The organism is Cupriavidus sp. GW821-FHT07C08, assembly GCF_059419025.1.
Window position 1 is genome coordinate 66,505 of sequence record NZ_JBWKQZ010000004.1, and the last position, 13,296, is coordinate 79,800.

14 protein-coding genes are annotated in these 13,296 nt (G+C 61.1%); 6 read left to right on the plus strand and 8 right to left on the minus strand.

Features of this window, described 5'->3' with window-relative positions; translation table 11 throughout:
* The first annotated feature begins 344 nt into the window (after positions 1-344).
* The 3 genes from AC07UK_RS07245 (at position 345) to AC07UK_RS07255 (ending at position 2,111) form a co-directional block, all read left to right on the plus strand.
* Positions 345-1,289 (plus strand): histone deacetylase family protein, encoded by a 945-nt coding sequence (locus AC07UK_RS07245; protein ID WP_494685528.1) that lies wholly within the window; start codon positions 345-347, stop codon positions 1,287-1,289.
* A gap of 72 nt (positions 1,290-1,361) precedes the next feature.
* Positions 1,362-1,808: a hypothetical protein gene (locus AC07UK_RS07250; protein WP_494685529.1), complete on the plus strand. Its 447-nt coding sequence runs from the start codon at positions 1,362-1,364 to the stop codon at positions 1,806-1,808.
* A gap of 33 nt (positions 1,809-1,841) precedes the next feature.
* A complete protein-coding gene (locus AC07UK_RS07255; RefSeq protein WP_013953073.1) occupies positions 1,842-2,111 on the plus strand; it encodes a hypothetical protein in 270 nt (89 codons plus the stop codon).
* 306 nt (positions 2,112-2,417) lie between these two features.
* On the opposite strand, the gene AC07UK_RS07260 is transcribed toward AC07UK_RS07255, so the two are convergent.
* The gene (locus tag AC07UK_RS07260) at positions 2,418-2,639 is read right to left on the minus strand and encodes a hypothetical protein (protein ID WP_494685530.1); all 222 of its coding nucleotides are present in this window, start codon (positions 2,637-2,639) and stop codon (positions 2,418-2,420) included.
* Positions 2,640-2,965: 326 nt separating this feature from the next.
* The gene (locus tag AC07UK_RS07265; RefSeq protein ID WP_494685531.1) at positions 2,966-4,123 is read right to left on the minus strand and encodes a hypothetical protein; all 1,158 of its coding nucleotides are present in this window, start codon (positions 4,121-4,123) and stop codon (positions 2,966-2,968) included.
* 390 nt (positions 4,124-4,513) lie between these two features.
* Between AC07UK_RS07265 and AC07UK_RS07270 the strand changes: the two genes are divergently transcribed.
* Together AC07UK_RS07270 and AC07UK_RS07275 are read left to right on the plus strand one after the other, a co-directional pair.
* Positions 4,514-4,855 carry a YciI family protein gene (locus AC07UK_RS07270; RefSeq protein ID WP_494685634.1) on the plus strand — a complete coding sequence of 114 codons (342 nt, stop codon included), beginning with the start codon at positions 4,514-4,516 and terminating at the stop codon, positions 4,853-4,855.
* A 174-nt stretch (positions 4,856-5,029) separates the two neighbouring features.
* Positions 5,030-5,800, plus strand: coding sequence for an AraC family transcriptional regulator (locus tag AC07UK_RS07275; RefSeq protein ID WP_494685532.1), 771 nt, complete (start codon positions 5,030-5,032; stop codon positions 5,798-5,800).
* 17 nt (positions 5,801-5,817) lie between these two features.
* Here the strand turns inward: AC07UK_RS07275 and AC07UK_RS07280 are convergent, their stop codons facing one another.
* The 4 genes from AC07UK_RS07280 to AC07UK_RS07295 all read right to left on the minus strand — a co-directional run bounded on the left by AC07UK_RS07280 (position 5,818) and on the right by AC07UK_RS07295 (position 9,219).
* Positions 5,818-6,339: a RidA family protein gene (locus AC07UK_RS07280; RefSeq protein WP_436223300.1), complete on the minus strand. Its 522-nt coding sequence runs from the start codon at positions 6,337-6,339 to the stop codon at positions 5,818-5,820.
* Complete coding sequence (locus AC07UK_RS07285) at positions 6,300-7,166, minus strand: PhzF family phenazine biosynthesis protein (protein WP_494685533.1); 867 nt, start codon at positions 7,164-7,166, stop codon at positions 6,300-6,302. Before AC07UK_RS07285 ends, AC07UK_RS07280 begins: the two co-directional genes overlap by 40 nt.
* Positions 7,159-8,142, minus strand: a complete 984-nt coding sequence (locus AC07UK_RS07290) for a Bug family tripartite tricarboxylate transporter substrate binding protein (protein ID WP_494685534.1) — start codon at positions 8,140-8,142, stop codon at positions 7,159-7,161. Before AC07UK_RS07290 ends, AC07UK_RS07285 begins: the two co-directional genes overlap by 8 nt.
* A gap of 450 nt (positions 8,143-8,592) precedes the next feature.
* On the minus strand, positions 8,593-9,219 hold the full coding sequence (locus tag AC07UK_RS07295) for a hydrolase (RefSeq protein ID WP_436223298.1): 627 nt from the start codon (positions 9,217-9,219) through the stop codon (positions 8,593-8,595).
* Positions 9,220-9,768: 549 nt separating this feature from the next.
* Here AC07UK_RS07295 and AC07UK_RS07300 point away from each other — a divergent pair.
* Positions 9,769-10,203: a VOC family protein gene (locus tag AC07UK_RS07300; protein ID WP_494685535.1), complete on the plus strand. Its 435-nt coding sequence runs from the start codon at positions 9,769-9,771 to the stop codon at positions 10,201-10,203.
* A 266-nt stretch (positions 10,204-10,469) separates the two neighbouring features.
* On the opposite strand, the gene mdh is transcribed toward AC07UK_RS07300, so the two are convergent.
* Both mdh and AC07UK_RS07310 read right to left on the minus strand, forming a co-directional pair.
* On the minus strand, positions 10,470-11,642 hold the full coding sequence (gene mdh, locus AC07UK_RS07305) for an iron-dependent methanol dehydrogenase (protein ID WP_494685536.1): 1,173 nt from the start codon (positions 11,640-11,642) through the stop codon (positions 10,470-10,472).
* 346 nt (positions 11,643-11,988) lie between these two features.
* Positions 11,989-12,774, minus strand: coding sequence for a reverse transcriptase N-terminal domain-containing protein (locus tag AC07UK_RS07310; RefSeq protein WP_494685537.1), 786 nt, complete (start codon positions 12,772-12,774; stop codon positions 11,989-11,991).
* Positions 12,775-13,296 lie beyond the last annotated feature (522 nt).

Here is a 13,296-nt window from a genome sequence, read left to right on the forward strand (position 1 = left end):
CGAAGGATCAAGCCCCGGCCAAGGCGCCGGGCACAAACGGCGGCGGCCCTTAACCGGCTGGACCTGGAGCGGGCCATCGCGGCTTCAACCGCCCCCTGAGCAGGACTCTGCCGCTTCTGGCCAGCGCCACCGCCCGATGGGGCTACCCATCAAGAAGATCACTACCACGCACAAAACGCGCGGCCGTGCCGGGCTGGGGCTGCGACTCTTAAAAAAAGCTGGACAGTTGGTGTTCGCGCACTCCTGATATATTACATATCTGGCGGGATTGCCGTGACGATCAACGTAGGCCACCGGTGTGCGATTCAGGGAACGTCGCCGGTTGAAACCGAGTACTGCCGAACATGACAACTACGATTATTTATACCCATACCGCGTGTCTCGAACACCGCCCCGGGCCGCACCATCCGGAGTCGCCCGAACGCCTGAGAGCCGTCGTGCAGGCGTTGCGAACGCCGGAGTTCGCTTCGCTGGAATGGCGCGATGCGCCAATGGGCACCGTCGAGCAGTTGCAATTGATCCACGATTTGCACTACATCGACGAGATCGCGCAAAGCGCCCCCACCCAGGGATACGTGCCGCTGGACGCGGGCGATACGGTCATGTCTCCGGGCTCGTGGGAAGCCGTCATGCGCTGCGTCGGCGCTGCTTGCGCGGGTGTCGATGCGGTGATGGACGGCCAGGCGCGTAACGTGTTCTGCGCGACGCGGCCTTGCGGCCATCACGCTGAACCGGCGAAGGCGATGGGCTTTTGCATTTTCAACCAGGCGGCGATCGCGGCAGCCTACGCCTATGAGGTCCACAAACTCGAGCGCGTCGCTGTCGTCGATTTCGATGTGCATCACGGCAATGGAACGCAGGCAGCATTCTTCGACCGCCCGGAGCTGTTCTATGCATCCAGCCACCAGTCGCCTTTCTATCCCGGTACTGGAGCCCGGTCCGAGACAGGGGTGAACCACAATATTGTCAACGTTCCGTTGCCTCGCGGCTGTGAGCCGGCGCAGTTCCGTGCCGCGATTTCCGCCCTTGTGCTTCCCTCGCTAAGGGCATTCGCCCCCGAAATCCTCATTGTCTCCGCGGGATTCGACGCGCACCGCCTGGATCCCCTCGCTGGCATGAACCTGGAGGACAGCGACTTCCATTGGATCACCAAGGAACTGATGCAGATTGCCGACGAGACGTGCGACGGCCGCATCGTATCGATCCTGGAAGGAGGCTATAGCCTTGACGCATTGGCTACGAGTGCGATGGCTCATGTCAGCGCTCTGATGCAGCTCGATGCCGAGTGAACAGACAGCGGTGCGACCGCGTTCAGCGCCGATAGTACGTCGTCGCGCATGATGGTTGCCCCGGAACTCTTCATGACACTGTCCAGCGTTCCACACACCTCGCAGGCGCCCTCGCGGCTCCGACGATCCAGGCGGTCACGCTACGTGAACTCAACAAGAATCCATCCTACGAAACCTTTGGGGTACCTCCAGCGCTGCATTTTCCAGTTGCCCTTCTCCCATCGGCCGTTTCTTGCCGGCCATCAAGCGGCATCCCCGCAGAAGACCGCGCGGACGCTCAAACGTCAGGTATGGCCAAACAGCGGACGCTTGACGAGCGCCGCAACTGACGTGGGATCGTCGGCCACTCACGAACCATTGCCACCCTTTGACGAACGGCTTGCGCATGGGAATTTGTTCTCGGCGACACTCATTCGTGCCATCATCGGCTGCGGGCAAGGGATGCTTTCTTTTGTCGGAGGAGGCTTCTTCAGCCTGGCTCTCTACGAGCATGCGAAGGCGGCGTTGTGCGACAACTGACCGCCGTTTCTACCCAGCACGGAGGAGGTGAAAATGGTCGAATCAAGAAATGGACTTTGGAGGCGGACGGGCGCAATGCTGGCCGCAGCCGGACTCCTGGCGCTATCGGGGGCTGCCCTGGCCACCAACCAGTCGCAACAGCGCCAACAAGGCAGGGACGCAAACCAGGCTGCCAAACAGGAAGCGCGCGCGGGCAAGGTCGACTGCCGGGCAGCAAACCAGAAGAGCAACTCCCAGTGCCGGCAAGACAAGCGCGACACGAAGCAGGAGGGCCGCCAGGAAAAACGGGACATCAAGTACTAGCGCGGCCGATGCTGGCCGACGAAACGATGCTACGCACTGATTCGTGCGGCCGCTTTCTGGCGCGGCCCTGTTCATGCGCAACCGGCCAACTACGGCCACTCGACTGCGCTCTCAGGCCGACATTCGAATGTCGGCTTCTTTCTGAAAGTGCTGCTTGAAGGCGCCATTGCGACTGCCCCGGTCTGAACGGCAGCAGTGGGTCAGGGACGATCGCAGGTTCCCAGCGTGCATCCGACGGGACGACCGGCCAGGACCGGTCGGTCGTCGAGCCCGTCAATTTTGGGCTCTGGACCTCGCACCATTACTTCACTTCTCGTCGGGGCTCTTGTATGGCTGAAGTTTCCCAAGCACTTGCGCAACCAACGGCGCTGTGGTGATGACCCCTACAGCGAGCAGCGTCCAGCCGACGGCGCGGCGTTGTTCCGGATTCATTCGGTCGCTGAGCAACAGTGCGAGGCCCGCAGCGCCTGCCGCCCGTGTTCCGGCAATCAATCCAATTTCTGGAATGGTCAGTGATACCTGTTTCATCTGTGCCTCCTGGCGGGTTGGACAGATTCGAAGTAGTTTGCGGCGCGTGCGGCACGCGGTCTGTGCGCAAGCCGACACTGCTGACGGCTAAAAGTCAACGAGACATGCTGACGGGACACGGCGAGTCAGGGGCCCAGTGGCTTTGATGCCGGTTTGGAGGGTGGGCAGGATCCAGCCCGCGCGCAGCCGCCTCGGCGCGCATCTTCGCAATGCTGGAAGGGCCCGCGTTGTAACTGGCGAAGGCGAACAACGCGCGGTGCTCATCCGGGAAATGTGCATCGGGAAAGTACCTGGTCATCAGCAGATCCACATGCGGCTTCCGTCCCTCAATCCTTGTTGGGCTGAATCTTCATGGCGCTGTCGTCAGTGAAATTGTAGAGGTGCGTGTTGTCCGGCGTTTCCCCGATCGGCGTACCGCGCGGGCGGAACTCAAGGTGGCGGCGGAAATTCTCGCTGTCTGACCTGGCGCTCCGGTTAGCAAGTCTGGCCGCCTCCTGGTAGGTCATCGGTTCCTTTTCCTTCTCGATCTCCAGCAGCAACGTACGTTCGTTAACACGCACGCTGTACTTGCCCAGGTTATAGAGGAGGTACATCGCGAACAGGTTGTCGAAGTCCTGATATGCCCCCTCTTCCCTGCGGAAGTCCAGGGACAAGACCGATGGGAAACGATTGGGCAAGTCCTTGAACGCCACCTTTTCGTCCTCGTGAGGATCGACATAGGACGAGCCACCATATTTCTTGTACAGCACCACATCCATGCCATACCCGCGCTTGCCCCACTCCTCGATGAGCTTCATCGCCATTTCGGTGGGAACGTTGGCCGTGGCGGCCGCCACCACGCGCCGCCCGGAGAGAACCCTGGCACTGGTGACATCGAGGTCCCTGTAGTTGGCACCAAACTTGAATGCGGCCCCGATGGTCTTGGCGCAGTTGAGGCGCAAGTAATCGTACTTGATCTCGCCCCTGTGATACTCGGTGTTTCTGGCCCGTCGGTGATAGTCGTAATTGATGCGTTTGAAGTACGCCGCAAGGGCCGCCTTGTCGCTCGCCGGTACGCCGTAGACGCGCACGCCGATGATCGAGCGCTTGTAGATCTCGCCAAAGTCGAGGCCAAACGAAGCAGTCTGCGCGACAGAGGAGACCGTCTTGTACAGGTACTCCTTCTTCGGAATGGCCACCATCAGATCATTCGTGTAGAAACCTGTTGCGTGCCTGCGTGCGCGGTCGGCATAGAAATTGGCTGAGTAGACCAGATCGTCACCAGGTACTTCGTCTCGAATCGCAAGGGCGATATGGCCGGCCGATCCGCCCTTGGAAGTGCCGAAGCTGATCAGCAACTCCAGATCGTAGGGATCCTCGCGAAGAAGGTCGGCAATATGGTCGATGTTCGCGGGATCGGGCCCGCCCTTGCTGCCGAAGCTGGCGGCGACTGCCGCCCCGGACCACAAAACGGCCACGACTAAAAGCCAGATTGCCAGCCGCATCCTCATCGTACCTCCTACGCCATCGGCTACCACGTTACCCATACAGTGGTTCCTTGGTAATTATTACCGGTGTTAGGGGCATTTGTGTGCATGATGGCCGCAAAGACTTGTGCTTCGCCGGGAACAACGCGTCCCGTGTTAGTCTCATTGCACTTTGATCCGTGAGGCCGTCGGCATGGCTAGCCAGTTGTAACGGCAGCGCAAAAACACGGCAAACTTAATGCTGGATGAAAGTACAGCCAATGAGAGCAAGACTATGCAAGATCAACGGCTACATGCTCGGAATCTGCACGTGTTAGAGCGCATCATCCGTATTAGGGCGCGTTACACATCGCCCCATAACACGCTAGGCCTCACAAACAGCACCGACCTCAACGGAAGGACCGAATGATGACGAAATACCTTATCTCCTTTCCTGGAAAAGCGATGGAAGTCCCCGCCGAGGACCTTGCCGCCGTGGGCGAAGCTGCGCGCGAGGTCATACGCGAGGCGAAGGCTGCAGGCGTGTATGTGTTCGGTGGTGGTATCAACGAGGATGTCGCACCACTCATGGTCGCCTCAGACGGCACGGTCACAAACGAAAACTATCCCCAGACGAAGGAGTTCGACGGCGGCTTCTGTGTCCTGCAGCTCCCGTCGCGCGAAGCCGCCATCCTGTGGGCTGCGAAGATCGCCAAAGCTTGCCGCTGCTCGCAGGAACTCCGCGAGTTTGGGTATGACCCCGAGAGCTGACGGGCAGGGCCCGTACCCACTGCGATCGAAGACACTCTCCCGCATCTACTTTCTTTATCGCCGCGTGCGCGGCTCCGCCGATTTAGCGCTCCGCTGCCCCCACTCCGCTGCCCCCGGTCCACGGAACGGCGTATTATCGGTGGCATTCCGCCTGTGACTGCCGGAACGCCTGCGATGACCAACGATCCTCATCTGTCTCCCAAGCTTCACCTGACCGCCGAGCATGGATTCGCCCTGCATGACAGCCGACAGCCTGCTTTTCGCCGAGCATGGCACGTCCACGACTGCGGCATGCTGTTGTGGCCGCGCATGGGCAGGCTCAGGACGGTCTGGAACGATTCGTCCGGCGAGCCAGACGCACTGCATGCCGCTTCGCTGGTGCGCGGTACCGCTGTATTGCTGCATGCGTCGACGTCGCACCTGACGGCATCCGAGCACGGCCTTCAGCAGCACGGGGAACTCTATCTGCCGCCCGATCGCCTGCCCGTGTGCCTACGGTTCGGCGCCATGCACCTGGACGCCGCGACGATCGCGATGCTTGAGGCGCTGCTCGCGCCTACGATCTCAGTCACCAGCGCGTCCTGGCTCGTGCGCGCCATCGTGGCGCAGATCATGACGAGCCGGCCGCTGGCGATGCCCGAAGAGCCGGCGTCCGTCGCACTGCGCATGGTCCAGCGCTTCCATGCGGCGCTCGAACGCGACCTGCCCTTGCCATCGATCGATACCGTGGCCGGCGAACTGGGCATCTCGATCCGACACTTGCAGCGCGCCTGTCAGATCGAGTTCGGCGCGACGCCCGTGACCGTGCGGCGTCGTATTCTGGCCGAGCACGCACGCAAGCTGATTGCAGGAGGCCGGTCCGCCGCCTGCGTCAGCATGGATCTCGGCTTTGCCTCCAGCGGGCATCTGCACCGGCTGATGCGCGAGGTGCCGGCGCCGTCGTAGCCTGGCGGTCGACGCCTTCAGGCCGTCATCACAATGGCGTCGACCTCAATCTCCGTCCAAGCCCGGTCCGGTAAGCTGGCCACGCCAAGCGCGCTGCGTGCCGGCAGCGGCTGACCGGGGAATGCTGCGCGCATAACCGCCGAGGCCGCATCGAGCACTGCCGCATGTCGTGTAAAGTCCGGTGCCGCGCGGATGAAGCCACGCAGGCGAACGATCTGGACCACGCGCGACAACTCGCCATCGCAAGCCAGCCGCAGTATGGCCAGTGCATTCAGCACCGATACTTCGGCGGCATGGCGGGCGAGTTCCAGATCATCGTCGCTCCGGCATTGGCCCGCCATGGCCACGCCGTTCCGCCGGCATACCTGACCGGCAATCGACACCCATTGCGATGTGCCGACCTGGATCGCGCAATACGGCGCATAGCTGCCACGTGGACTTGACACTTCGGGCAACGTGAATCCGGCTGCGGCAAGCCGCGCCTCGGGGGAGCTGTCCGTCACGCATCGCTCCAAGTCACGCTGCCGCTGAGCCAGCATCCGTCAGGCTCGCCCGAATCCGTATGGCGCGGCGCCACGAGAATTTCCGAGGGGCAGCCCATGGCATCGCCTTGCCAGACCGCGATGGACGACACCTTTCCATCAGGGCCAGCCAGTTCACCCGCCTGGTTCAGAAAGCCCCATAAGGCAGCCGCCGCTATGCCGGTGGCGGCATCCTCGGGATAGCCGGACGACTTTGGAAATTGCCGCGCATGGATCACGGGTCGGCCGTCCGCTTTCGATGCGCCAAATGCATAGGGATAGAGCCCGGTCGAGCCGATCGATGCGCAGAGCGACTCCATGGTCGAGAAGTCCGGTTGCAAGCTGTCGAGCACCGCCACGGAAGGCAAGGCGATGAGCGTCTTGACGCGACTCGTCGCGGCATTGGTGGCCGCATACGTAGCGGCCGGAAAACCAAGTTGCGCCGCCACTCGGCCCGATGCCCCGGCGTCCAGCGCCTGGGTACGCACCGCCGGCTGCGAGATCCAAACGGATTGCAGCGCATCGTCCCAATACGCCAGCACGATGCCACTCAGCGTCTCGATGCGCACCGCCGGGGTCGTCCAGCGGCCCCATTGGCGCAACGCCCACAGCGTGCCCACGGTGGCGTGGCCGCACATCTCCATCTCGTGCTGCGGAACGAAGAATCGGAAACGCCAGTCGCAACCGATATCACTCGGCAATACAAAGGCGGACTCGTGCCCATATGCGGCAGCAATCCTTTGCATTTCCGCCGCGCTCATGCCACGGGCATCGGAGACCAGCGGCACCGGATTGCCGCCTCGCCCATCGCGTACAAAGACCCGGATCAGACTGACATTACTCACCTGTAGCTCCCACGGAACTGGCAATCTTGCCCCAGTACGGGATGTCTGCTTGAACCGCGGACTGCAGTGTGGCGGGTGTGCCGGGGCGCGCCGTCACGCCTTTGCTCGATAGATCGGCGACGACCGCATTGTCAGAGAGCACCTTGTTCAGTGCTGCATTGAAGCGATCGACGATCGCAGCGGGCGTTCCCTTGGGAAAGGCGATGCCATACCACAGTTGCTGCTGGAAGCCTGGCACGCCCTGGCTGGCGAACGTCGGTACATCGGGCAGCAGCGGTGTCGGAGCGGTCACGGCAATGGCGGCAATCTTGTGTGCCTTGATGTATGGCGCCAGTCCCACCGGATTGTCGAACATGATTTGCACCTGTCCACCAATCAGATCAGTGTATGCCGGCGCCGCACCGCGATACGGGACGTGAACCATCGGCACGGCGACGAGCTTCTGAAACTGCTCGCCCATCAGGTGCGACACGGTGCCGACACCAACCGAACCGAAGCTGTGCTGCGCCTTGTCCGCCTTCAGTCTGCTGACAAGCGCCTTGGCATCCGCCACCTGCAAGGTGTTGTTGACGGCCAGCACATAAGGCGACGTGCCAATGAATCCGGCATAGGCGAAGTCCTTCGCCGGGTTGTACGTCAGCTTTGGATACAGGGCGACGCTTACCGCGTGCGTGCTCGTCGTGACCACCCCGGCCGTATATCCATCGGCCGCAGCCCGCGCGACATAGGCAGACCCAAGCGTGCCGCCTGCGCCGCTGCGATTGTCGATCACGACGGGGCGGCCGAGCTCACGCTGCAACAGCGGCTGGATGGAGCGAACCACCAGATCGGTGCCGCCGCCAGCCGGAAATGGCACGACCACGGTGATCGGCTTTGATGGCCAGGTTTCCGCATACGCGGCGACGCAACTTGCTGCGGCCGCGGCCGCCAGCACGGCGCAGCGGGCCTTGCGCGTTGAAATGGACAGGATGGACATGTGCACTCCGCTTATTGGAATGCATGGAGTCTACGAACGTGTTGGGCGGGCTACGAACCGGAATGCGACGTTCAGCCATCCGAAATGCGCATGCGCCGGGGGCTTGGAATGACGACCGGTTGAATCCTCAGCCCAGTAGCGGTCAATCGGCGCACGATCGGGAAAATCGAGGCCGGCAAGGAAGGACTCGTCGGAGAGATCGGCTACATTGGCGTAATTGCACCGGGGACGAGTGCCATCACCAGATTTGAGTCCACCATGAGTACTGCCGCACCTCAAGCCCAGTCCTTCTATCGCGAAGTCGCAAATTCCGGCGTGGTCTGGTCTATCCGCGACCCGACGGTTTTCCGGCGCCCTTCGGTTACGACGGAAAGCGCCGGTCGCCCCCTCCCCTCAACTTACATCCCTCAGGGTGAGGCAGAATTAGCCGCATGCATGACCGATACACGCTCATGTCGGTTTGATCATGTCACGCGCATATGCGAGCCCCGTGCCATACCCACCACCATGCTCAACCACGATCGAGCGAGCCTTCTCATATGTGTCATGACGCGTCCAGTCTCTCTGAAATTCGAGAAGGAGTTGGAGCCAGGAAGTCATGACTGCGCCAGCGGAAGCCATCCGTCGCAACGCAAGGTCATGGCTTGTTGGTGTCAGTCCACCGCAAGCATCGCCAACCACGTAGACTTGATATCCCTCGGACAGCGCTGAAAGCACCGGGAAGCTCACGCAGGCCTCCGTCAGCATGCCCGCGATGATCAGCGTGCGCTTTCCGGTAGCCGTAATCGCGTCGCGGACCGCATCGTCTTCCCAAAGGTTCATGTTGCGGCGTTCGATCGGCGTGACGTTTGGCAGCACTTCCCGAAAAGCCGGCATCAATGGGCCGCTGTAGACCTTCGAGGCTGAAGTGGAGACCACAACCGGCAAGTCAAAGGCGACCGCCGTCTTCGCGACCGCAAGGCCATTACTGCGCAGAATCTGGGGGTCTTGAGAACCCGCGGCGAACGCAAGGCCCGCCTGTTCATCAACGAGGATCAATGCACAATCCGCGGGTTCGAGCAACGGTAGCTTGGACATGGGAGTTCTCCTGTTCATTTGAGACCGCGATCTTGCTTCAAGCCGCGGTCTGAGTCAGTCGGGATTGAAGTAGGCAGTTGGCCCCGTTTCTGAAATGACTGGACGTCCTATGGAACGTCCAGCCTGCGAATGCAGAATTACCGCTCGATCACCTGTGCATGGACCGGAGCCAGCGACTCGTGCTTCATATTTTGATTCAATGATTTTGAGCTTCTGTCTGGCGGGGCTGCTTTCGCTCTGTTGCGTTGCTGCGTCGTCCATGTGCAGAACTATAGCGACGATAGCTTTGCTCAAAGTGATCGATTCGCTGGCATGTTATTCAAATATTTTGAATCTTTGAGAATCACCAAACGGACACTCCGGAGGTGCAGTGAGGGATGCGACTAGGGAAGCGCCAACCGGGCACGGGTCGACCTATGGCTCCTCCCGGCCCAGTCGCCAAGGGCAGCTCTCGGGTAGGCTGTTTCCTCAGTATAATCATCCGCCCGGCTCGAACTAGACGCCAATTCCCCCAAATACGCGACACCGTTGAAAGAGGGACCGAAGGACATGACAGTCAAGCGATTGGACAACGTCCTGATAGTTGTCGACGATCTCGAAGCGGTGAAGGCGTTCTTTATCGAGTTGGGCCTTGAGCTTGAGGGCCAAACCACGGTTGAAGGGCCTTCTGTCGGGAGCCTCATAGGGCTTGGAGACGTCCGAGCCACCCTCGCGATGCTGCGGACTCCCGATGGGCAGGGAATTGAACTGGACAAATTCCACACGCCAAACGCAGTCAGGTTTGGGCCCGTGGACGCGCCAGTGAACGCTTTGGGTCTTCGTCGCATCATGTTTGCCGTCGATGACATCGATGCTGTCGTTGCGCGGATGCAGGCCCATGGCGCAGAACTCATTGGCCAGATGCAGTACGAGAAATCGTACCGGCTCGCCTATATTCGCGGGCCTGAGGGCATCATCGTCGGGCTTGCCGAGCAACTCGGCTAAGGGCGGGCGGCTCGATCGCGCGCACGACAATCACCGCGCAGGCAGGCAGCCGACTAACCCCTTGTATGCCGGCTTTCCGGCCGTCTGGCGAGCCGAAACGAAGTTCGCCTTTGGGTCGATTGCGGAAGTTCCGCGGCGCAAGAGGGCCAACGGATCACCGGCCCACGACGGACTTCCGAGTTCGGCCACAAAGGGACCTTCGCTGATGCTCCCTAAATGTCCGCAGTCTGCCTGCCCCACCCCTTCGCAGCAGGCGGGCATACGCATTACATCGCCGCAGTGAAGATTGCCATGACTTGCGCCAGCGTGGCCTTGCGCGGATTCGTCAGCATGCAAGCATCCTTTTGCGCATTGCTTGCCATCACTTCATGGTCGTCCGTCTTGACGCCCAGGCCCGCCAGACCCGCCGGAATGCCAATCGACGCGGAAAGGGTCCGGATCGCCGAGACGGCAGCTTTGGCGGCGTCATGCGCGCTCAAGCCCCCAATGTTCTCGCCTAGCAGTTCGGCGATTCTCGCGTAGCGCTCCGGCGCGGCAATGAGGTTGAATTCCGACACGTGCGGCAGCAGGATCGCGTTGCACACGCCGTGGGGCAAATTGTAGAAGCCGCCGAGTTGATGGGCCATCGCGTGCACGTAACCGAGTGATGCGTTGTTGAAGGCCATGCCGGCAAGGTATTGGGCGTAGCACATGGCCGCGCGTGCTTCCATCGAGTCCCCGTTCGCGACAGCTTTGGGCAGCCATTCGGCGATCAGCGCGATTGCCTTTTCCGCACAGGCATCGGTAATTGGCGTGGCGGCGGTGGAAACGTATGCCTCGATGGCGTGAGTCAACGCGTCCATGCCGGTCGCCGCCGTCAAGGCGGGCGGCATCGCGACCATCAGGCTCGGATCATCGATGGCGATCAACGGCGTGCAACGCCAGTCGACGATTGCCATCTTCACGTGATTGCTCGAATTAGTGATGATGCAAAAGCGTGTCATTTCCGCGGCAGTGCCAGCGGTCGTGTTGATCGAAATCAGCGGCGTCATTGGCACCGTTGATTTGTCGATGCCTTCGTAGTCGCGGATATGTCCGCCTCCGGCGGTAACGAGGCCGATGCCTTTCGCGCAGTCGTGCGATGAGCCGCCGCCGAGCGAAACGATGAAGTCGCATTCTTCCCGCTCGAACAACTTGACGCCATCGTGAACGTTAACGTCGGTGGGATTGGGCTCGGCACCCGGAAAGATGACGGCCTGGAGCCCGGCTTCGCGAATGTGCCCCGCGACGACTTCGGAGAGCCCCATCTTGTGCAAGCCTGCATCCGTGACGATGAGTGCCTTCCTGGCCCCGAGTGATTTGGCGCGAGCGCCCGTTTCGCGCGCGCAGCCCGGACCGAAGAGGGTCACGCAGGGAATGAAGAAGCTGTCGACGCGATTAGCGATGTTCAGGTGGGTCATGTCGTCTCCAAGGTTGTCATGAATATGAGGTCTCCTGTCCTCGCAAGCCTTGACGCATGAACCGTACCCGTGTCTGGCGACGTATTTTTTAGACGCTGTCCATCAGATGCACCTCGTGGAGTGTTGTAATTTGAATCGATGTGTTCAGTTTTGGAGCGGCTGGGAGTATCCGGCAACGGCTGGATCGGGCTGCGGATTCAACCGGTCGATGCCATCGGTCGGACGTTCGGACGTCGGCTCCGGATCGACAATCGATCATTGGGCTTGGAAAGGCGAGCATTTCATGCTCGCCCTTTCGCCTCAGTCAGGCCAATCCTGACTTGCGAGTTTTCGAGCTTGGCGTCGGTCACCCCATCAATGCCTCGTTAGCCATGAGCACGATTTTGCCGGCCACGCCTTTCTCGCCGAGCAACTCGTGCGCAAGTCTTGCCTCGCTAAGAGAGAATTTCCGAGCAATCAGCGGCTTGATTCTCTCTTGTTGAAGTAGTTCCAGCAGAACAGTCAAGTCCTGCCGGAACAATGCCGGCTTCATCCGCTTGAGCCATTGGATGCTGTAGGGGACCACCCGCTTCCGGCCCGGGAGGAGCCAGCCTCCAACAATACACACACCGAAAATCGCAAGTCGCTGGAAGCGGTTACGGCGCCCCGAGCGACCTGATGCCCGGCGCCCCCCGCGTAGCGAGGCAGTAAGGCCATCCAGAGCGAGCTTCCATAAAGCCTGCATCGCCCGGCACCGCATACATGGAATCCCCAACGGACGCTTCTTGCCGTTACTCTTGGGAATGTAAACCCGCCGCAGCGGCATCGCACGATAGCCGCGATGCCGTAGCGACACCATTCCGTTCCATCTGGCCGCCGGGGACGGCCATATTCTGCCATCCACCCCCGGCGTCCTCTTACCGCGATTTTCCGTCACACGCTTCACGGCGAGCATCTTGCCGCTATGCGAGCGGGTCAGCAGACGTTGCAAGGCTTTTACCTTGCCATACCGGCCTTCCCGAGTTGCCTTGGCGATACGCACCTGAAGTCGTTTCACTTCTGCCTCGATCTGCGACCAGTTCGCCTGATCCCACATCTGCGCAGCGCGCGAGGGCGCACCAGCCCCGAGCGCTTTCGCGTCGATCGCCGTCATCTGCTTTCCCCCGTATAACGATTGGTCAAAGTTATCTCGCCATGAATGACCGCGCGGAAGTCTGCCCGCTTTCGCGTCGGGCAATGTCTCAGCCCGTATCCCGTCCATTACAACCGGGCGTTCGCTTTCTCCGCATTCCTTTACCCACCGCGCCAACAGCGTTCCTTGCGGTTCGCCTGCCGTTGCCGGCAGCACGATGGGCTTACCCTGTTCCGCTTAAGTCTCTGAGCGGGGCGGACCCTTCCTATTCGCCGGCGGCTAGTCGTCCATGGTGGCCCAGTACACGAGGGCCACTCCACACCGCGTACCGTTTGGTTCAAGCCTGTCAGCACGTTTGGCTTGTTACTCGTGACGACGTTTATCGGAAGTTCACATGTGTTGGTCGTACCCGCCCGTCCCTTGCTCCTCTCCGCCTCTGTGCTGGCAGATTCCACCTCGCCTCGCGGTTCGGCGTACCGGTATCCGGCGGCTACGTTGTCCCCGGAGCTTCACACCGAGCTGTTGCCGGCTCGGCATGTCCGG